Source organism: Terrabacter sp. GCM10028922 (assembly GCF_042666095.1).
GTDB lineage: Bacteria > Actinomycetota > Actinomycetes > Actinomycetales > Dermatophilaceae > Terrabacter.
In genome coordinates, this window is sequence record NZ_JBHTFG010000023.1 from 289,913 (window position 1) to 307,643 (window position 17,731).

General features: G+C 73.5%; 19 protein-coding genes and 1 riboswitch. Of the genes, 14 read left to right on the forward strand and 5 right to left on the reverse strand.

Annotated features, from left to right (window positions below):
- Nucleotides 1-31: 31 nt before the first annotated feature.
- Entirely contained in the window at nucleotides 32-586 is a 555-nt protein-coding gene (locus ACFQU3_RS18160; protein ID WP_385912323.1) for an aminoacyl-tRNA deacylase, read from the reverse strand.
- 65 nt (nucleotides 587-651) lie between these two features.
- Between ACFQU3_RS18160 and ACFQU3_RS18165 the strand changes: the two genes are divergently transcribed.
- The 3 genes from ACFQU3_RS18165 to hutI are packed head-to-tail and all read left to right on the forward strand — an operon-like array spanning nucleotide 652 to nucleotide 4,449.
- Nucleotides 652-1,899, forward strand: coding sequence for an allantoate amidohydrolase (locus ACFQU3_RS18165; protein WP_385912325.1), 1,248 nt, complete (start codon nucleotides 652-654; stop codon nucleotides 1,897-1,899).
- A gap of 22 nt (nucleotides 1,900-1,921) precedes the next feature.
- Nucleotides 1,922-3,256 carry a formimidoylglutamate deiminase gene (locus ACFQU3_RS18170; RefSeq protein ID WP_385912327.1) on the forward strand — a complete coding sequence of 445 codons (1,335 nt, stop codon included), beginning with the start codon at nucleotides 1,922-1,924 and terminating at the stop codon, nucleotides 3,254-3,256.
- Nucleotides 3,253-4,449: an imidazolonepropionase gene (gene hutI, locus ACFQU3_RS18175; RefSeq protein WP_385912329.1), complete on the forward strand. Its 1,197-nt coding sequence runs from the start codon at nucleotides 3,253-3,255 to the stop codon at nucleotides 4,447-4,449. The genes ACFQU3_RS18170 and hutI overlap by 4 nt, the downstream gene beginning before the upstream one ends.
- Here the strand turns inward: hutI and ACFQU3_RS18180 are convergent.
- Nucleotides 4,446-4,652, reverse strand: coding sequence for a DUF1918 domain-containing protein (locus ACFQU3_RS18180; RefSeq protein WP_385912331.1), 207 nt, complete (start codon nucleotides 4,650-4,652; stop codon nucleotides 4,446-4,448). The genes hutI and ACFQU3_RS18180 overlap by 4 nt on opposite strands.
- A gap of 133 nt (nucleotides 4,653-4,785) precedes the next feature.
- Here ACFQU3_RS18180 and ACFQU3_RS18185 point away from each other — a divergent pair, with 133 nt between their 5' ends.
- The gene (locus ACFQU3_RS18185) at nucleotides 4,786-5,970 is read left to right on the forward strand and encodes a sensor histidine kinase (RefSeq protein ID WP_385912333.1); all 1,185 of its coding nucleotides are present in this window, start codon (nucleotides 4,786-4,788) and stop codon (nucleotides 5,968-5,970) included.
- A 32-nt stretch (nucleotides 5,971-6,002) separates the two neighbouring features.
- Nucleotides 6,003-6,656 (forward strand): response regulator, encoded by a 654-nt coding sequence (locus ACFQU3_RS18190; protein ID WP_385912735.1) that lies wholly within the window; start codon nucleotides 6,003-6,005, stop codon nucleotides 6,654-6,656.
- Between the two features lie 30 nt (nucleotides 6,657-6,686).
- On the opposite strand, the gene ACFQU3_RS18195 is transcribed toward ACFQU3_RS18190, so the two are convergent.
- Nucleotides 6,687-7,205 carry a DUF1918 domain-containing protein gene (locus ACFQU3_RS18195; protein ID WP_385912335.1) on the reverse strand — a complete coding sequence of 173 codons (519 nt, stop codon included), beginning with the start codon at nucleotides 7,203-7,205 and terminating at the stop codon, nucleotides 6,687-6,689.
- A gap of 198 nt (nucleotides 7,206-7,403) precedes the next feature.
- Between ACFQU3_RS18195 and ACFQU3_RS18200 the strand changes: the two genes are divergently transcribed.
- A complete protein-coding gene (locus tag ACFQU3_RS18200) occupies nucleotides 7,404-8,414 on the forward strand; it encodes a zinc-dependent alcohol dehydrogenase family protein (protein ID WP_385912737.1) in 1,011 nt (336 codons plus the stop codon).
- A gap of 36 nt (nucleotides 8,415-8,450) precedes the next feature.
- Here the strand turns inward: ACFQU3_RS18200 and ACFQU3_RS18205 are convergent, their stop codons facing one another.
- The gene (locus tag ACFQU3_RS18205; RefSeq protein WP_385912337.1) at nucleotides 8,451-8,903 is read right to left on the reverse strand and encodes a DUF4235 domain-containing protein; all 453 of its coding nucleotides are present in this window, start codon (nucleotides 8,901-8,903) and stop codon (nucleotides 8,451-8,453) included.
- Between the two features lie 63 nt (nucleotides 8,904-8,966).
- Nucleotides 8,967-9,084: riboswitch (TPP riboswitch) on the forward strand.
- Between the two features lie 88 nt (nucleotides 9,085-9,172).
- Here ACFQU3_RS18205 and ACFQU3_RS18210 point away from each other — a divergent pair.
- The 7 genes from ACFQU3_RS18210 (at nucleotide 9,173) to ACFQU3_RS18240 (ending at nucleotide 16,819) form a co-directional block, all read left to right on the forward strand.
- Nucleotides 9,173-9,787: an ECF transporter S component gene (locus ACFQU3_RS18210; RefSeq protein WP_385912339.1), complete on the forward strand. Its 615-nt coding sequence runs from the start codon at nucleotides 9,173-9,175 to the stop codon at nucleotides 9,785-9,787.
- A gap of 64 nt (nucleotides 9,788-9,851) precedes the next feature.
- Complete coding sequence (locus ACFQU3_RS18215; protein ID WP_385912341.1) at nucleotides 9,852-12,140, forward strand: ATP-binding cassette domain-containing protein; 2,289 nt, start codon at nucleotides 9,852-9,854, stop codon at nucleotides 12,138-12,140.
- Nucleotides 12,141-12,197: 57 nt separating this feature from the next.
- Nucleotides 12,198-12,731 (forward strand): hypothetical protein, encoded by a 534-nt coding sequence (locus ACFQU3_RS18220; protein ID WP_385912343.1) that lies wholly within the window; start codon nucleotides 12,198-12,200, stop codon nucleotides 12,729-12,731.
- A 2-nt stretch (nucleotides 12,732-12,733) separates the two neighbouring features.
- Entirely contained in the window at nucleotides 12,734-13,330 is a 597-nt protein-coding gene (locus tag ACFQU3_RS18225) for a histidine phosphatase family protein (RefSeq protein WP_385912345.1), read from the forward strand.
- On the forward strand, nucleotides 13,323-14,885 hold the full coding sequence (mptB, locus tag ACFQU3_RS18230; RefSeq protein WP_385912347.1) for a polyprenol phosphomannose-dependent alpha 1,6 mannosyltransferase MptB: 1,563 nt from the start codon (nucleotides 13,323-13,325) through the stop codon (nucleotides 14,883-14,885). Before ACFQU3_RS18225 ends, mptB begins: the two co-directional genes overlap by 8 nt.
- A 65-nt stretch (nucleotides 14,886-14,950) precedes the next feature.
- The gene (locus tag ACFQU3_RS18235; protein WP_385912348.1) at nucleotides 14,951-15,499 is read left to right on the forward strand and encodes a hypothetical protein; all 549 of its coding nucleotides are present in this window, start codon (nucleotides 14,951-14,953) and stop codon (nucleotides 15,497-15,499) included.
- A 105-nt stretch (nucleotides 15,500-15,604) separates the two neighbouring features.
- Nucleotides 15,605-16,819 (forward strand): pyridoxal phosphate-dependent aminotransferase, encoded by a 1,215-nt coding sequence (locus ACFQU3_RS18240; RefSeq protein ID WP_385912350.1) that lies wholly within the window; start codon nucleotides 15,605-15,607, stop codon nucleotides 16,817-16,819.
- Between the two features lie 97 nt (nucleotides 16,820-16,916).
- Here the strand turns inward: ACFQU3_RS18240 and ACFQU3_RS18245 are convergent, their stop codons facing one another.
- Nucleotides 16,917-17,198: a hypothetical protein gene (locus ACFQU3_RS18245; RefSeq protein ID WP_385912351.1), complete on the reverse strand. Its 282-nt coding sequence runs from the start codon at nucleotides 17,196-17,198 to the stop codon at nucleotides 16,917-16,919.
- A 24-nt stretch (nucleotides 17,199-17,222) separates the two neighbouring features.
- On the opposite strand from ACFQU3_RS18245, the gene ACFQU3_RS18250 reads away from it, so the two are divergent.
- Entirely contained in the window at nucleotides 17,223-17,666 is a 444-nt protein-coding gene (locus ACFQU3_RS18250; RefSeq protein WP_385912353.1) for a hypothetical protein, read from the forward strand.
- Nucleotides 17,667-17,731: the final 65 nt, after the last annotated feature.

Sequence of the window (17,731 nt, forward strand, 5' to 3'; positions counted from 1 at the left end):
ACCGCGGGACACATCGAACCGGGGTCGCGGGTCAGCCCTTGCGGACCTCCTCGTCGGAGATGTCGGCCACGGTCGCGTCGAAGAGCCGGATGACGTCGTCGCCGTGCACGGTCAGGCCGACGCCGTGGGCGCCGCCGCCGACAGAGATGCGCCGGCCGACGAGGTGGGTGTCGGCGATGACGGGCAGGCGCGTGGACGAGCCGAACGGCGTGATGGTGCCGCGCTCGTAGCCCGTCACCGCCTTCGCGGCCTCGGCGTCGGGCATCGAGATGCGGTTCGTGCCGAGCAGGGCGCGCACCTTGGCCCACGAGAAGGTGCGGTCTCCGGGCACGAGGACGAAGACGTGGTCGTCCTCGGCCCGGCGTACGACGAGGGTCTTGATGAGGTCACGTGGCTCGATGCCCCGGGCGGCGGCCGCCTCCTCGAGGCTCCCGACGCGTCCGTGCTGGGTGACCGTGTGCTCGATGCCGGCCGCGAGAGCCGCGGCGACCGCCCGCGTGCGGACCGGCAGGCCCGAGCCCGAGTCACTACGCTCGGCTGTGTCATCGCGGTCAGGGTCAGCAGCAGCGGCATGGTCGGAGTCCATGTCAGGAAGCCTAGTGACGAGTCCGGACGTGAGGTCCGGGCTCGAGGTTCGGAACGCGAGGGGTGGTGATCGAGGTGACGACGAGCTTCGACCGGATGTGGGCTGATCTCGAGCCCGTCGGTCGCGACCGCGAGACGGGCGGCTACCGCCGCTACGCATGGACCAGGGCCGATTCCGAGCTGCGCGAGTGGTTCGCGGGGGAGTGCGCGGCCCGAGGCCTCGACGTCGTCGAGGACCGCGCCGGCAACCAGTGGGCCTGGTGGGGCGACCCCGACACGACCCCGGGAGTCGTCATCGGGTCCCACCTCGACTCGGTCCCCGACGGGGGCGCGTTCGACGGGCCGCTCGGCGTCGTCAGCGCCCTCGCCACCGTCGACGCGCTGCGCGATGCCGGGTTCGAGCCCGACGTGCCGCTCGGCGTCGTGAACTTCGTCGACGAGGAGGGCGCCCGCTTCGGCATCGCGTGTGCCGGCTCGCGCATCATCACCGGCGCCCTCGACGGCGACCGCGCCCGGTCCCTGTCCGACGGTGACGGCATCTCGATGGCCGAGGCCTGGCAGCGCGTCGGGCGCGACCCCGAGTCGCTCGGCCGCGACGACGAGGCCGTGCGTCGCATCGGGCAGTTCGTCGAGCTGCACGTCGAGCAGGGCAAGGCGCTGGCGATAGCCCCAGACGGTGGCGACGACCTCTCCGACCCGACGCGTGCCGTGGCCATCGGCACCGACATCTGGCCGCACGGCCGCTGGCGCATCGACCTGCCCGGCGAGGCCAACCACGCCGGCACGACCCGCATCGAGGACCGACACGACGCGATGATCGGCCTCGCCGGGGTCATCCAGACCGCGAGGTCGTATGCCGTCGCGCTGGGCTGCGTGGCCACCGTCGGCAAGGTGGACGTCGTCCCGGGCGGGGTCAACGCGATCGCGAGCCACGTGACGGCCTGGCTCGACGCGCGCGGACGCAGCGAGCACGTGGTGCACGCCGCGGTCGACGCCGTGGCTGCCGAGGCCCGCCGTCACGGCGCGACGACCACGCCCGAGTCGTGGACGCCGACGACGACGTTCGACCCGGCGCTCGTCAGCCGGCTGCACGGCATACTCCCGGACGCACCGCTCCTCGGGACGGGCGCCGGGCACGACGCCGGCATCCTCGCGACCCACGGCGTGCCCAGCGCGATGCTCTTCGTCCGCAACCCCACAGGTGTGTCGCACTCGCCCGCCGAGTCGGCGGGCATGGACGACTGCCACCATGGGGTCACGGCGCTCACCGCCGTCGTGACCGAACTGTGCACACGGAAGGACACCACTCGATGAGCGGCTGGATGGGCGAGGTCCGATGACTGCGTTCTGGTGCGAGAGTGCCTGGTTGACGGGTGGGTTTGCGCGACGCGTGCGTCTCGTGACCCAGGAGGGCCTGATCAAGGAGGTCCTCGTCGACGCCGACCCGCAACCGGGTGACGTCCACCTCGCAGGCGTGACGCTTCCCGGCATGGCCAACGCGCACAGCCACGCCTTCCACCGCGCGCTCCGCGGTCGCGTCAACGGCGGCGGCGGCAACTTCTGGAGCTGGCGCGAGCAGATGTATGCCGCCGCGGAGCAGCTCAACCCCGACACCTACTTCGCGCTCGCCCGGGCGGTGTTCGCGGAGATGGTGCAGGCCGGGATCACCGTCGTGGGCGAGTTCCACTACGTCCACCACCGCCCGGGCGGGCACCCCTACGGAGACCCGAACGCGATGGGCCTCGCCGTCCGCCAGGCCGCCGACGAGGCGGGCATCCGGATGACGCTGCTCGACACCTGCTACCTCGAGGGCGGCCTCAACGGCGGCGGCCACGTCGAGCTCCACCCGGGCCAGCGCCGCTTCAGCGACGGCACGGTCGACGCGTGGGCCGAGCGCATGTCGGCGCGGCGAGGGGCGACCGACCGGGTGCGCCTCGGCGCGGCGATCCACTCGGTGCGCGCCGTCCGCCGCGAGGACCTGCCTCGCGTCGTCGAGGCGGCGGGCGACCTGCCGCTGCACGTGCACCTGTCGGAGCAGCACGGCGAGAACCTCGCGTGCCAGATGTTCTACGGCCGCACGCCGACGCAGCTGCTCGACGAGGCGGGGGCCCTCGGCGCCCACTCGACGGCCGTCCACGCCACGCACATGGACGACGGCGACATCGACCTGCTCGGCGGCACCGGCACCGGAGCGTGCTTCTGCCCGACGACCGAGCGCGACCTCGCCGACGGCATCGGCCCCGCGCGCGCACTGCACGACGCAGGCAGTCCCATCTCGCTCGGATCCGACCAGCACGTCGTCATCGACCCCTTCGAGGAGCTGCGCGGCCTGGAGATGCACGAGCGGCTCGTCACCAACGAGCGCGACCGGTTCTCGGCCAACGACCTGCTCCTCGCCGCCTCGTTCAACGGCTACCGGTCACTCGGCTGGTCCGACGGCGGCCACCTGAGCAAGGGCGCGCTGGCCGACTTCGTCACCGTGCGCACCGACACGGTCAACACCGCGGGTGCGGCGCACGACCAGATCATCTACGCGTGCGTCGCCTCCGACGTGTCGACCGTCGTCGTCGGCGGTGACGTCGTCGTCAGCGACGGGCACCACCGGATGGGCGACGTCGGCCGTCTGCTCGCCGGCGCGATCGACCGGGTGGCTGGAGGGGTCCCGGCGTGAGCCTGCTGCTCACGGGCATCGCCGAGCTGACGACGAACGACCCGGACCGTGCCGACGGCCACCCCGATCCCGGCGACCGGCTGCTCGGCATCGTCCGTGACGCCGCGGTCGTCGTGTCGGCAGAGGGCGTCATCGAGTGGGTGGGGCCCGCCGCGGGGGCGCCCGACGCCGACGACCGGCGCGACCTCGGCGGGCGCGCCGTCATCCCCGGCTTCGTCGACTCGCACACGCACCTCGTCTTCGCCGGCGACCGCTCGGCCGAGTTCGCGGCCCGGATGACGGGAACTCCCTACGACGGCGGCGGCATCGCCGTCTCGGTCGCTGCCACGCGGGCAGCGAGCGACGACGAGCTCCGCGCGCTCGTGGCCGCCCGCGTCGCGGAGATGCGGGCCCAGGGCACGACGACCGTCGAGATCAAGAGCGGCTACGGCCTGACTCTCGACGACGAGCTACGCTCGCTCCGGGTGGCCCGCGAGCTGACGCCGCACACGACGTTCCTCGGAGCCCACGTCGTGCCGCGTGAGTACGCGTCGGACCGTGCGGCCTACGTCGACCTCGTCACCGGGCCCATGCTCGCCGCGGTCGTCGCCGACGGCCCGACGAGCCTCGCGGAGAGCATCGACGTCTTCTGCGAGCCACACTCGGCGCACGCCTTCGACGGCGACGAGGCGCGCGCCATCCTCGAGGCCGGGCGCGCTGCCGGCCTCGCGCTCAGGGTCCACGGCAACCAGCTCGGCCACGGCCCGGGCGTCCGGCTCGCGTGCGAGCTCGGCGCGCGCAGCGTCGACCACTGCACGTTCCTCGACGACGCCGACGTCGAGGCTCTCGCGGCCGCACGCGGCACGACCGTCGCGACGCTGCTGCCCGGCGTGGAGTTCTCGACGCGCTCGCCCTACCCCGACGCGCGGCGCCTCATCGACGCGGGCGTCGAGGTCGCGATCGCCTCGGACTGCAACCCGGGCACGTGCTACTCGTCGTCGATCCCCTTCGCCATCGCGCTCGCCGTGCGCGAGATGGGGATGACGCCGGCCGAGGCGCTGCACGCGGCCACCGCGGTCTCGGCGCGCTCGCTCGGCCTGGACCGGCGCGTCGCTCCCGGTCAGCCGGCGCAGCTCGCCGTGATCGACGCACCGAGCCACCTGCACCTCGCCTACCGGGCCGGGGTGCCGATCGTGCGCGCGCTGGACCTCTAGGAGGTGGCCTCGTCGGCCGGGTGCTCGCAGCGCAGCACCGAGCCGGGGCCGGGATGGATGATCCCGGTGTGGCCGTCGGACCACTCCACGACGTAGGGGGGCCCGCCATCGGCGCCCTTCACCTCGCGGATCGTGCCCTCACGTGTGCTCTGGCCGACGTGCTCCGCCGCCATCGTGATGCGGTCACCCACCTGTGCCTCCATGGCACACCTCCTCGCGCTCGCGGTCCCCCCAAGCACACCACCTCGGGCACCCTCGCGGGAAGGGCCGGGGCAGGAGTCCCTGTGCGACCTGGGTCTGACGACCCCCGATCCGCGGCCCTCGTAGGCTCGGGCCGTGACCGAGGGCAACGTCTACGACTGGCTGCAGCGCCGGCCGCTGCTGCTCGACGTCCCGCTCGCCGTCGCCCTGGCCCTGCTCGGCCTCGTCATCCTCGGCGAGGGTCACGGGAGCGGCTGGGCCGTCGTCGGGCTCGCCAACCTCGCCCTCGTCTGGCGTCGGTCGCGTCCGGCGACGGCCTTCGCCGTGGTCAGTCTCGCCCTGGCCGTGCGCGTCCTGCCGACGAGCAACCTGCTGCCCGGCGACATCGCCTTCCTGGTGGCGCTGTACTCGCTCGCCGCCTACGACCGCCGCCGCTCCGTCCGACTTGCCGGGCTCGGCGTCGCGGCCCTCGGCTCCGCCATCGCAGGGGTGCGGTTCGCGGCCGTCAGCGGCCAGGTGCCCGGTCCTGGTGAGTTCCTCTTCACCTTCGTGGCCTGCGCCGCGGCGTCGCTGTCGGCGTGGACCCTCGGCGACCTCAAGCGCGCCCGGCTCCAACGTCTCGCCGACCTCCAGGACCGGGCCGAGCGGATCGAGCGGGAGCGCGAGCAGGAGCTGCGCCTCGCGGCCCAGCAGGAGCGTGCGTCCATCGCCCGCGAGATGCACGACGTCGTCGCCCACGCGCTGTCGGTCATCGTCGTGCAGGCCGACGGCGCCGCGTATGCCGCCGAGCGCAGCCCCGAGGGCGCCCTCGCCCGGTCGGTCGGTGCGCTCGAGACCATCGGGTCGACCGCGCGCGACGCCCTCACGGAGACCCGCCGCCTCGTCGGCGTGCTGCGCGACCCCGAGTCGGGTGCCGAGCTCGCCCCGACCGGCGGGGTCGACCAGCTCGGCGACCTCGTCGCCGGGGTCCGGGCGGCCGGCGTGCCGGTCTCCCTCACGGTGCGGGGTACGGAGCGGCCCCGGGCCATGGGGCTCGACCTCGCGGCATACCGCGTCATCCAGGAGTCGCTGACCAACGTCATCAAGCACGCCGGTGCGGGGGCCATCGCCGTCGTCGACGTCGAGCAGGGTCCCGACCTGCTCCGCATCCGGGTCTCCGACGACGGCGTCGGCGCGCGCAGCCTCGACGACGGCCACGGCCACGGCCTGCACGGCATGCGCGAGCGCGTCGCCGTGCACGGTGGCACGCTGACAGCCGGACCCGGCGCCGGCGGCGGGTTCGAGGTGCTCGCCACGATGCCGACGGAGGAGCCGCGTTGACCGACCAGCCGAGCGACCGCCCGACCCGCGTGATGATCGTCGACGACCAGGCGCTCGTGCGTGCAGGCTTCCGCATGGTGCTCGACGCCGAGCCCGACATCGAGGTCGTCGCCGAGTGCGCCGACGGACAGGCCGCCCTCGACGCGCTCCCCGGGCGCGACGTCGATGTCGTTCTCATGGACATCCGGATGCCACGGCTCGACGGCATCGAGGCGACCCGACGGATCGTCGACCGCGGCGGGTACCCGAAGGTCCTCGTCCTGACGACCTTCGACCTCGACGAGTACGTCTTCGCGGCGCTGCGTGCGGGTGCGGCGGGGTTCCTGCTCAAGGACGCCGGCCCCTCCGAGCTGCTCTCGGCGATCCGCGCCGTGCACACCGGTGACGCGGTCGTCGCGCCCGGCCCGACGCGGCGGCTCCTCGACCGCTTTCTGCCGGTCCTGTCCGCCCCGGCCGCACCCCGCGGCCGGGAGCGGCTCGAGGTGCTGACCGAGCGCGAGCGTGAGGTGCTCGAGGCCGTCGGCAAGGGCCTGAACAACACCGAGATCGCCGCGGCGTTCTTCGTCGCCGAGGCCACGGTCAAGACCCACATCGGCCGCATCCTCGCCAAGCTGGGACTGCGCGACCGTGTGCAGATGGTCGTGCTCGCGTACGAGACGGGGCTGGTCCGCGTCGGCGACGCGTGACGTGGGACGTGGGACGCGCGGCGGCGTCGCTCAGGTCGTGCGGACGTGCGCCTGCTCGCCCGTGCGCTTACCGATGTCACGCTCGGCGTTGGCGATGAGCTGGTCGGCGAGGTGGCGCAGCGCGCGGGCGACGGCGACCTCGTCGCCGATCTCCCGCGAGGCCGTGTCGTGGGCCGACCGGTGGCTCGATCCGCGTGCACTCAGCCGCTCCGGGGAGTCGGCGACGAGCACCACGGTGGCGTTCGTGTCGTCACCGGCCTCGAGGAGCGAGACGCGGACCTGCCACTCGCGTGGGTGGGCCTGCTGCGGCTGGTCCGCCCCGCTCGTGGCGGGCGCCGGGGCGGCTGCCGCGGCCTCGTCGTCCGGTGCGGTGAGGCGCAGCACGGCTCCGGGGCCGGGGTAGATGAGGCCGGTGCGGCCGTCCGCCCATCTGACGACGTACGGCGGCCCGCCGTCGGGTCCACGGACCTCGAGCACCTCCCCGTCACGGGTGGGCTCATCGACGTGCTCGGCCGCGAGGATGATGCGGTCTCCGACATGCGCTCTCATGGTGGCCTCCTCGATGCGCTGTCAGATCAGGACAGCACGGTCGGGCCCGGATGCGAAGAGCTGATGGCCCCTGTGTTCCGGCGACGTCGGTGTCCGGGCAGGACCTCGGCCCTTGCCGGGACGCGACGGCAGGAGTGCAATCAGGAAAAGCCGTGCACCCCGACGCGCCCGACGACCGAGGGAGGCTCCGTGAGCACGATGCACGCGTGGGTCGTCGACGAGCCCGGACCGCTCCGGCGACGCCCCCTCGTCCGGGCAGAGCTGTCGATCCCCGAGCCCGGGGCCGGTGAGGTGCTCGTCCGCGTCCGGGCCTGCGGGGTGTGCCGCACCGACCTGCACGTCGCCACGGGCGACCTGCCCCGGCACCGGCACCGTGTCGTGCCCGGCCACGAGGTGGTGGGGGAGGTGGCGCTCCTCGGCGAGGGTGCGCACCGGTTCGTCCCCGGCGACCGGGTGGGCATCGCCTGGCTGCGGGCCACGTGCGGCTCCTGCCGATGGTGTCGCTCGGGGCGCGAGAACCTCTGCGCTGCCTCGCGCTACACGGGCTGGGACGCCGACGGCGGCTACGCCCCGTGGGCGGTCGTGCCGGAGGCGTTCGCCTACCGGTTGCCCGCCTCGTTCGACGACGTCGAGGTGGCGCCGCTGCTGTGCGCGGGGATCATCGGCTACCGGTCCCTGCGCCGGGCGGAGCTGCCGCCCGGAGGGAGGCTGGGCATCTACGGCTTCGGCGCGAGCGCCCACCTGACCGCGCAGGTCGCCGTCGCGCAGGGTGCCGAGGTGCACGTCCTGACGCGCGGCGCCGCCGCCCGCGCCCTGGCCGAGGAGCTGGGGGCGGCCTCCGTGGGCGGGCCGCACGACGCGCCCCCCGTCCCGCTCGACTCAGCCATCCTCTTCGCGCCCGCCGGTGAGCTGGTGCCGATCGCCCTCGAGGCGCTGGCTCCCGGCGGCACGCTGGCCCTCGCCGGCATCCACGTCAGCAACGTGCCGGTGCTCGACTACCAGCGTCACCTCTTCCGTGAGCGCAACCTGCGCAGCGTCACGAGCAACACGAGGCAGGACGGGGAGGAGTTCCTGCTCCTCGCCGAGCGGCTGGGGCTCCGGGTCGCCACGACGCCGGTACCGCTGGGCGAGGCGGACCGGGCACTCGAGGACCTCGAGGCAGGTCGGGTGCGTGGCGCCGCCGTGCTCGTACCGGAAGGAGCCGGCTGAGCCCCGGAGCAGCCGATGGGTGGCTTCGCCGACGCGCTACCGGGACCCGGTGGCCTTGTCGATGGCCTTCTGCATCGCCTTCTCCGCCTTGTGCCTGGCCTTGGTGAGCTTCTTCGCCGCCTTCTTGTCGGAGGGCTTGACCTGCTCGTCCTCGAGCGCCTTGGGCAGGTGCCCCGTCGAGCGCCGGTAGTACGTCGCGGCACCCCGCTCGGCGGCGACGCGCGCGGCGGCGACCGCCATCGACGACAGGGCCGTGAAGAGCACGACGTCGCGCGTGCGCTCGCGCTCGTAGTCACCCTTGACGGGCACGTTGCGGCCGGTCGCGAGCTTCCAGCCCTTCTGCGCCGCATCGGTCGCGACCTTCGTGGCGAGCAACGTCGTGCCGACACTGAGGACCTTCCAGACCGGCCCCCCGACAGGGGTGCGCGGCGTGCCGGTGGCCGCGGCCTTCGCCTTCGCGGCGGCCTTCTTCGAGTCCTTGGAGCCCATGCGGTGACTGTACCCATGCGGCGCGGAGTAGAGTCACCCCCGACAACTGAACAGCACCACCACCCATCACGACAGGGGAGCGCGAGACGCGCTGAGAGTGCGGCAGCCCGGACGGGCCGAGCCGCAGACCCTCGAACCTGCTCCGGTTAGCACCGGCGAAGGAAGTCGGTAGTTCTCAGGTCACCTGGCGGCACACGTCATCGACGTGTCCGTCCCGGTGCCCTCCCCCAGGTATCCATCTGCATCCACTGGAACCCGGGAGTCCCATCATGTCCAGCACCATCACCGCGAGCGGGCCGCTGACCCGCTGGCGCACCATCGACCTGCTCACCTGCGCCTTCCTCGGGGTCGCCTTCGGCGTCGCCTACTGGGCGTGGGGTCTCGTCTACGCCGCCCCGTCCGAGGCTGTGTCGGCAGGCTTCCCGCCCCTCGGCGCGCTCTTCAACTGGCCGTGGCTCGTCGCCGGCATCGTCGGCATCCTCATCATCCGCCGTCCTGGCGCCGCGGTCTTCACCGAGCTCCTCGCGGCGATCGTGTCGGCGCTCATCGGCACGCAGTGGGGCCTGACGACGCTCGTGTCCGGGCTCGTGCAGGGCCTCGGTGTCGAGCTCGGCTTCGCCGCCTTCGGGTATGCCGTGTACCACTGGGGCCCACTGCTGCTCGGCGGGTTCCTCGGCGGCGCGTTCGAGGCCGTCTACGAGTGGTACTCCTACTGGACCGACTGGGGCTGGAGCTACAAGATCGCCTACCTCTTCCTGCTCGGTGCGAGCGTCGCGGTGCTGGGCTCGGTCGTCGCCGTCGCGCTGACGAAGGCGCTGGCCCTCGTCGGTGCCCTCAACCCGTTCCCACCGGGCCAGGAGGTCCGGGAGCGGCGAGCCGTCTGACTGGTGTGAGGTAGACGCGCCGGTGCATCCATCAGCCGAACACCTCGACCCGGTGGCGCGACCGGTGACGTCCGGTGCCGGCGTGCGGGTCGAGGGCCTCACGTGGCGTCCGTTCGGGCGCTCGCGTCCGGTCCTCGACGGTCTCGACCTGACCATCGAGCCCGGCGAGCGCGTCCTGCTCGCCGGGCCGAGCGGGTCGGGCAAGTCGACCCTGCTCCGTGGCGTCGCCGGCTTGCTGCTGACGGCGGACTCGGGCGACCTGTCCGGCTCGGTCACCGTGGGCGGCCAGGCGCCGCAAGCGGTTCCGGGTTCGGTCGGGCTCGTGCTCCAGGACCCCGGCGCGGGCGTCGTCGCGTCGAGCATCGGGCGTGACGTGGCGTTCGGGCTCGAGAACGTCTCGGTCCCGGCGGCCGAGATGCCCGGACGCGTCGACGCGGCGCTGCGCGAGGTCGGCCTCACCATGCCTGCGGCCTCCTCGCCGTCGACGCTGAGCGGCGGTGAGTCGCAGCGCCTCGCCCTCGCCGGGGCCCTCGTCATGGAGCCGTCGGTCCTCCTCCTCGACGAGCCGACCGCGATGCTCGACGCCGTCACGGCGGCCGAGGTGCGATCAGTGGTCGGCGACGTCGTCGAGCGCCGCGGCCTGACCCTCGTCGTCGTCGAGCACCGCCTCGAGGGCTGGCTCGACCTCGTCGACCGCATCGTCGTGCTCGACGCCACCGGCACGGTCGTCGCCGACGGCGACCCCGCGCAGGTCCTGGCCGAGCGCGGGGAATCGCTTGCTGCACAAGGTATCTGGGTGCCTGGAGTGCCTGATCCCGAGCCGCTCGAGGTTGACCTCGAGCCGCTCGCGCAGGCGGTCGCCGGTCGGGTGCCCGACGGCCGGCTCGTCGTCGCAGCCTCCGGCATCCGGGTCGAGCACCGCAGCCGGCGGCTGGGGGAGCGGTCCCGCACCGCCCTCGCCGTCGACGGCGCCGACCTCGACGCGCGTGCCGGCCGGACCGTGGCCCTCATCGGGCCCAGCGGGGCCGGCAAGTCCTCACTCATGGCGGCGCTCGGCGGGCTCGTCGAGCCCGCGCGGGGAAGTGTCGCGGTGGCCCTGCCCCTGACACCTGCCGAAGCCGGCGACCACGCCGCGGCCCGCGACCGCCTCGCGCCGCCGCACGAGTGGTCATCGCCCGATCTCGCCCGCGTCGTCGCGTGGGTGCCGCAACGGGCAGCCACCGCGATCGTCGGCCGCACGGTCCGCGACGACGTCCTGACGACGCCCCGCGCACTCGGCCTCGACTCCCAGGCGGCGGCCCGTCGCGCCGACGCCCTGCTCGAGGCCCTCGGCCTCACGCACCTCGCCGGTGCCGACCCGCGTCAGCTGTCGGGCGGCGAGCAGCGCCGGCTCGCGATGGCCTCCGCCGTCGCCCACGGCCCCGCCCTCGTGCTCGCCGACGAGCCGACCGTCGGCCAGGACCGGCTCACCTGGGCCGCCGTGACGGGCGTCCTCGCGGCAGCCCGGCACGAGGGCGCAGCCGTCGTCGTGACCACGCACGACCCGGGCGTCGTCGCCGACGCCGACCGCGTCATGACGCTCCACCCCCCGGTCCAGCCCGCGCCTGACACCGAACCGGAGCGGCGGCCACTGGTCGCACGTGTCGGCCCGCTCGCCCTCCTCGCGGCCGCCCTCTGCGTCCTACCGCTGCCGGCGCTGCTCGACACGTGGCGTCAGGGGCTGACCGTCCTCGGCGTCGAGGTGCTGCTCGGTCTCGTCGGACTGCTCGCCCCCGGTCGCGGACGCGCGCCCGAGGGGAGGGTCCGGGGCGTGCTGGCACGGCTCGCGCCCGCCGCGCTCGCCCTCGTCGGGGTCGGATGGTCCGCCTGGCTGCTCGGGGGCCGCGACCTCGAGGTCGCCTCGGGGGCCGCCCTGCGCGTGCTCTGCCTCCTCGTCCCGTCGGCGTTCGTCGTGGGTTTCCTCGACCCCGAACGCCTCGGCGACCACCTCGCGCAGCGGCTTCGCCTGCCACCCAGGCCCGTCGTCGCGGCCACGGCGGCGCTCCAGCGCGTGCAGGCGTTCGACACGCTCTGGCGGGAGCTCATGACGACCCGGCGCGTGCGGGGCATCCGCGCCGACCGGGGGCCGGTCGAGCAGGGCCGTGAGGCCGTCGTCGTCACCGGTGGCCTGCTCATCGGGGCGCTCGGCCAGGCCGCGACGCTCGCGCTGGCCATGGACGCCCGTGGCTTCGCCGAGGCCCGGCGGCGCACGTGGGCGGGGCCCGCGCCGTGGCGGGGTGCCGACACGCTGGCTCTCGCGGCGGGGCTGCTCGTCATCGCGGCCGGAGTCGCGGCCCGGCTGCTACTGCCCTGAGGGCCTCGCGGGGGCACAATGGGCCCGCGCACACCTCGCGACAGGAAGGGGCCGCTCGTGCCCAACCCAGGCCGTCCCGGTCGAGCCCACCACGACTCGACTGCCCGTCCCGCACGACGGGCCCCGTGGTCACCTGCCGTCGCGCTCGGCCTCGCCGCGCTGCTCGGTGCCTGCGGCCAGCCCACGCCCTCGTCCCCCGACGACTCGATCGCACCCACCGTCAGCGTCCCGGTGCAGCCGACGATCACGGCCGAGACGCCGAGCGACGACGCCATCGACCCCTCCGAGACGACGGCCCCGAGCGACGGTGGCCTCTTCGACGCCGCCTCGAGCCTCACCGACGTCACGTGCGCGCCCACAGGTGGGTCGTGGAGCTTCAGCGGCACGCTCACCAACTCCGACTCGGACGAGCACACGTTCACCGTCGGAGTCTTCATCGTCAAGCTGTCCGACGGCTCCGACGTCGCCGGCAAGGAGATCGACGTCAAGCTCGCCGCAGGGGCGACCGCGCCCGTCTCGATCAAGAACTTCCACACCGGCCCCAAGGCCGGGGTCGAGTGCCTGAGTGGCGTCACGGTCAAGGGACGCTGAGCGTGCGGCTCTTCCTCGTGCGCCACGGGCAGACCCACGCCAACGTGGCGCGCCAGCTCGACACGGCGGTGCCCGGCCTCGATCTCACCGACGAGGGTCGCGCCCAGGCCCGAGCCCTCGCTGACCGGCTCGGCGGCGAGGACCTCGGCGCCATCTACACCTCCGACCTCGTGCGCACGCAGCAGACCGCGGCACCGCTCGCCGAGCTGCTCGGCCTCGAGCTCGTCGTCCTACCCGGCCTGCGCGAGATCCAGGCCGGCGACTACGAGATGTCCACCGAGTGGCAGCCGTACATCGACGCCGTCATCCGCTGGCGCGACGACCCGCACCACACGATCCCCGGCGGTGACAGCGGAGCGCGCTTCATGCGGCGCTACGACGACGCGATCGCCCGGATCGCCGCCGACGGCCACGAGTCGGCCGTCGCGGTGAGCCACGGTGCTGCCATGCGCGTCTGGTGCTCCACGTCGCTGGGCCTTCCCGCCGACTTCTTCGACGAGCGGCGCCTCGACAACACGCACGTCGTGACGATGGAGGGCGACCCCGACACCGGCTGGCGCCTGCTCGCCTGGGGAGACGAGCCGGTCACGCATGGCTGAGGCGGGCGACCACGCCGCCACCTGGCGCTGGGCCGGCTGCGCCGCCGGCGTCGTGCTCGCGGCCGCCTCGTGGGGCGCCGGCGCCCTCCCGCGCCCGAACACCGGAGTGCTGTGGCCTGGGGTAGCGCTGTGGACACCGAAGGGCGGATCGCCCCTGCTGGCGACGCTGTCCCTGCTCGGCATGACCCTCCTCGTCGTCGCCTGGTGGAGGCTGCGCCGGGCGCCGGTGTCGGTGCGCTGGTGGTGGGCGACGGTCGCACTGTGGTTCGCGCCGCTCGTCGCCGCGATGCCCCTCTACAGCCGAGACCTGTACTCGTATGCCGCGCAGGGCCTGCTCTGGGACCACGGGCTCAGCCCCTACGACCACGTCGTGCGCGAGCTCGACTCGCCGTGGCGCACCTCGACCGCACCGACGTGGCTCGACAGCCCGACGCCGTACGGCCCGCTGTGGCTGCTGCTCGCCCGGGCGGTGGCGTCGGTGTCGGGCGAGCTGTGGGTGGCGCTCCTGCTCCTGCGCCTGCTCGCCGTCGTCGGGGTCGTCGTCGTCGCCTGGGCCGTGCCCGACGTCGCACGCCGCCTCGGCCGGGACCCCGTCCGCGCCACCTGGCTCGGCGTCGCCACGCCGCTCGTCGGTGCCCACTTCGTCGGCGGTGCCCACAACGACGCGCTCATGGTCGCCGCCGTCCTCGGTGGTCTCGCGCTCGCGTTGCGGGGCCGGTTCACCGCCGCGTGCGTCGTCGTCGCACTCGGGGCGATGGTCAAGGTGACCGCTGTCGTCGCCCTGCCGTTCGTCGCGGTCCTCTGGGCCCGCCACGTCGCGTCCGAGCGGGCGTCGGCGACGGGCCGGACGGCATACGCCGGCGGTTCCGGCGACGTGGGCGGCTGGCCGGGCGTCATCCGGGCCGGCGTGCTCACCCTCGCGAGCGCGGGCGTACCCATGGCGCTCGGCGGGGTCCTGACCGGTCTCGGGTTCTCCTGGCTCAACCCCAGCGGGACGCCCGGCAGGAACGAGCAGTGGACGTCGCTGCCCACCGCGATCGGGATCGCGGTCGGCGCCGTGGGGCACCTGCTCGGCCACGACGACTGGCGCGAGACAGGCATCGACGTGTCGCGGGCGGTCGCCCTCGTCGTGATGGCGCTGCTCCTCGTGCTCGTCTGGCTGGCCGGCGTCAAGCATGGTGCCGATGACGATCGGCGGCGTGCCGTGGGTGGGCTCGCGTGGGCGATGCTCGCCGTCGTCGCGCTCGCCCCGGTCTTCCTGCCGTGGTACTTCCTCTGGATGCTGCCCGTCTTCGCCGTCTCCCTCGGCGACGAGTGGGCGCCTCGGCTGGAGCGGCCGCTCGCGGTCGCGGCGACCGTCGTGTGCTTCGCGACCCTGCCCGAGGGTTACAGCCTGGGCCTCACGACGACAGTCGTCGGTGTGCCCTTCGCGCTCGTCGTCGCCGTCCTGCTCGTGCGACGTGGTCTGCGCACTGCGCGGCTGCTGGACGGTCGTCACCTGCTCGACCTGGAGCGGCCGCTCTTCCCCCGTCCGCGGTCCGCGGTGCGTGAGTAGTCACGGATCGGAGACAGTTGCGGCGGGCGCTTCCGGCGCGCCGCCCGGTGTCTCACACTGTCCCGGTGACAGACTCCGGCTTCACCGACGAGGCCCCCGGGCGACCAGCCCGCGGCCGCTCTCGTGTGGCCGGCCGGTCCGGCGACACCCCCGCCCGTCCGCGCCGGTCGCGTCGCCCGTCCGCTGCCCTGCTCGGCTTCCTCGTGCTCGTCCTGGGGCTCGTCGGCTTCGCAGGTTGGGCATGGTCGTCGCGCGTGCATGCCGACGATGGCGCGGCCTTCACGGCGCTCGCCGGTGAGATCGAGGTGCTCGACCGCAGCCTGACCCCCCTCGGTCACAGCGCGATCCCGCCGTGCCGCGACTCCGCCGACGGGCGCGTCACCCGCACCTACCCACCGTCGACCGGGCCGCAGGCCGCTGAGCTCGTGGGCTACCTGACGCAGAAGGGGTGGACGCAGGACCCGGCCACCGCACCGCCCACCGTGGCCCACCTGACGAGGATCGAGTCCGGGCGCCTCCTGACGATCGACGTCGTGGCACGGAGCGAGAGCTCACTCGTCGAGTCGCTCGTCGCGCACAGCCCCGCCAGCGCCTTCGGCTGCCTCGGCCGCTGACGCCGCCACCCGGCATACGGCTCGCTCGCGAACGTGACCGACGCGACGGGCCACATGCTGGGAATGTCGCGGTCTCCGGCTCACGCCGGTGGGACGCTGGACCACATGCGCCGGGTGACCCAGAGCAAGAAGCTGCAGAACGTCTGTTACGAGATCCGTGGCCCGGTGCTGGCCGAGGCCAAGCGGCTCGAGGAGGAGGGTCACCGGATCCTCAAGCTCAACATCGGCAACCCGGCGCCGTTCGGCTTCGAGGCGCCCGAGGACATCCTCGTCGACGTCATCCAGGAGCTGCCGACCGCCCAGGGCTACAGCGACAGCAAGGGCATCCTCCCGGCCCGTCGCGCCATCGCCCAGCACTACGAGGTGCGCGAGTTCCCGAAGGTCGACATCGAGGACATCTACCTCGGCAACGGCGTCAGCGAGCTCATCGTCATGGCGATGCAGGGGCTGCTCGACAACGGCGACGAGGTACTCATCCCGGCGCCCGACTACCCGCTGTGGACGGCCGCGGCGAGCCTCGCCGGCGGCAACCCCGTCCACTACGTCTGCGACGAGCAGGCCGGCTGGGCGCCCGACATCGACGACATCCGCAGCAAGGTCACCGACCGCACCCGCGCCATCGTCGTGATCAACCCCAACAACCCGACGGGCGCCGTCTACCCGCGCGAGGTGCTCGAGGCGATCGCACAGGTGGCGCGCGAGCACGAGCTGATCATCATGGCCGACGAGATCTACGACAAGATCCTCTACGACGGCGCCACGCACACGTCCGTCGCGGCCCTTGCGCCCGACCTGCTGTGCCTCACCTTCAACGGCCTCTCCAAGGCCTACCGCGTGGCCGGCTTCCGCTCCGGCTGGCTCGCCATCACCGGCCCGAAGGAGCACGCGCGCAACTACCTCGAGGGCCTCGACATCCTCGCCAACATGCGCCTTTGTGCGAACGTGCCCGCGCAGCACGCGATCCAGGTGGCGCTCGGCGGCTACCAGTCGATCAACGAGCTGATCCTGCCCGGCGGCCGGCTGCTCGAGCAGCGCAACGTCGCGTGGGAGCTGCTCAACGCGATCCCCGGCGTCTCGGTGACCAAGCCTCAGGGCGCGCTCTACCTCTTCCCGCGCCTGGACCCGAAGGTCCACGACATCCGCGACGACGAGCGGTTCGCCCTCGACCTGCTGCGCGAGCAGAAGATGCTCATCGTGCACGGCACCGGCTTCAACTGGTCGACGCCCGACCACTTCCGGCTCGTCTTCCTGCCGCGCGTCGAGGACCTCGAGGACGCCGTGGGCCGACTCGAGAAGTTCCTCTCGACGTACTCGCAGTAGGCGCGCACCGCCGCCGCGACCATCCACCCGTGGCGGGATGGTTGCGGCGGTCAGGCGTGATCCACCGCAACCATCCAGCCGTGGGTGGATGGCTGCGTCAACGGGTCGTGGCCCACCACTTGAGGAGCAGACCGAGCACGACCGCCCATCCGGCGGTCAGCACGAGGCTGAGGGTCGCGGCGAGCAGGGCCGGTCGACGACCTCCCGGCTCGCGCCGGGCGAGACTGAGCCCGGCGAGCGCCAGCCCGAGCAGCTGTGGAAGGAAGGCGAAGCCGAACACGACCCCGGCCAGCGACGCCACGAGCGCCCCGCGGGCGAGCGGCGCCTCGGTCGCCAGCCTCGCCGACGTGGCATCGCGGGGACGATCGGTCTCGCTCACGCGTTCAGGGTAACGATGCACCCCATGACCGGAACCGACGCTCAACGCCCGTATGCCGTCCGCCGGGCCCTGCCACGCCCGCTCGCCTTCGCGGCGGCCGCCGTCCTCGTCGCCGTGTCGCTGGCCGCGTGCGGTGGGTCCGACCCGACGCTCGCCGACCTCCCGTCGGACGTCGCGAGCGCGCGGCCGACGATCTCGGCGGAGGAGGCACAGTTCGTCCTCGCCGCACAGAAGCTCGGCGCGAAGGTCACCGGTGCGACGGTCGCCGACGACATCGAGACCGGGACCACGACGTGCTGGGCCCTTACGAACGGCGGCGTTGAGCTACGCCAGATCGCGGTCGACGACGCCGACAAGCCCCTCGGCAACACCGGCGAGGCTCTCCGCACGAAGCAGCTCATGGCGGCGGGCGTCCAAGCCTTCTGTCCCGACCGCGACGACCAGGTCGCCCAGCTCGACCTCCCCTGACGGCACACGGCATCGCGGTCGAGGCTGAGGCGATGAGTCGCGGCGGGGCTCGGCGGAATACCTCG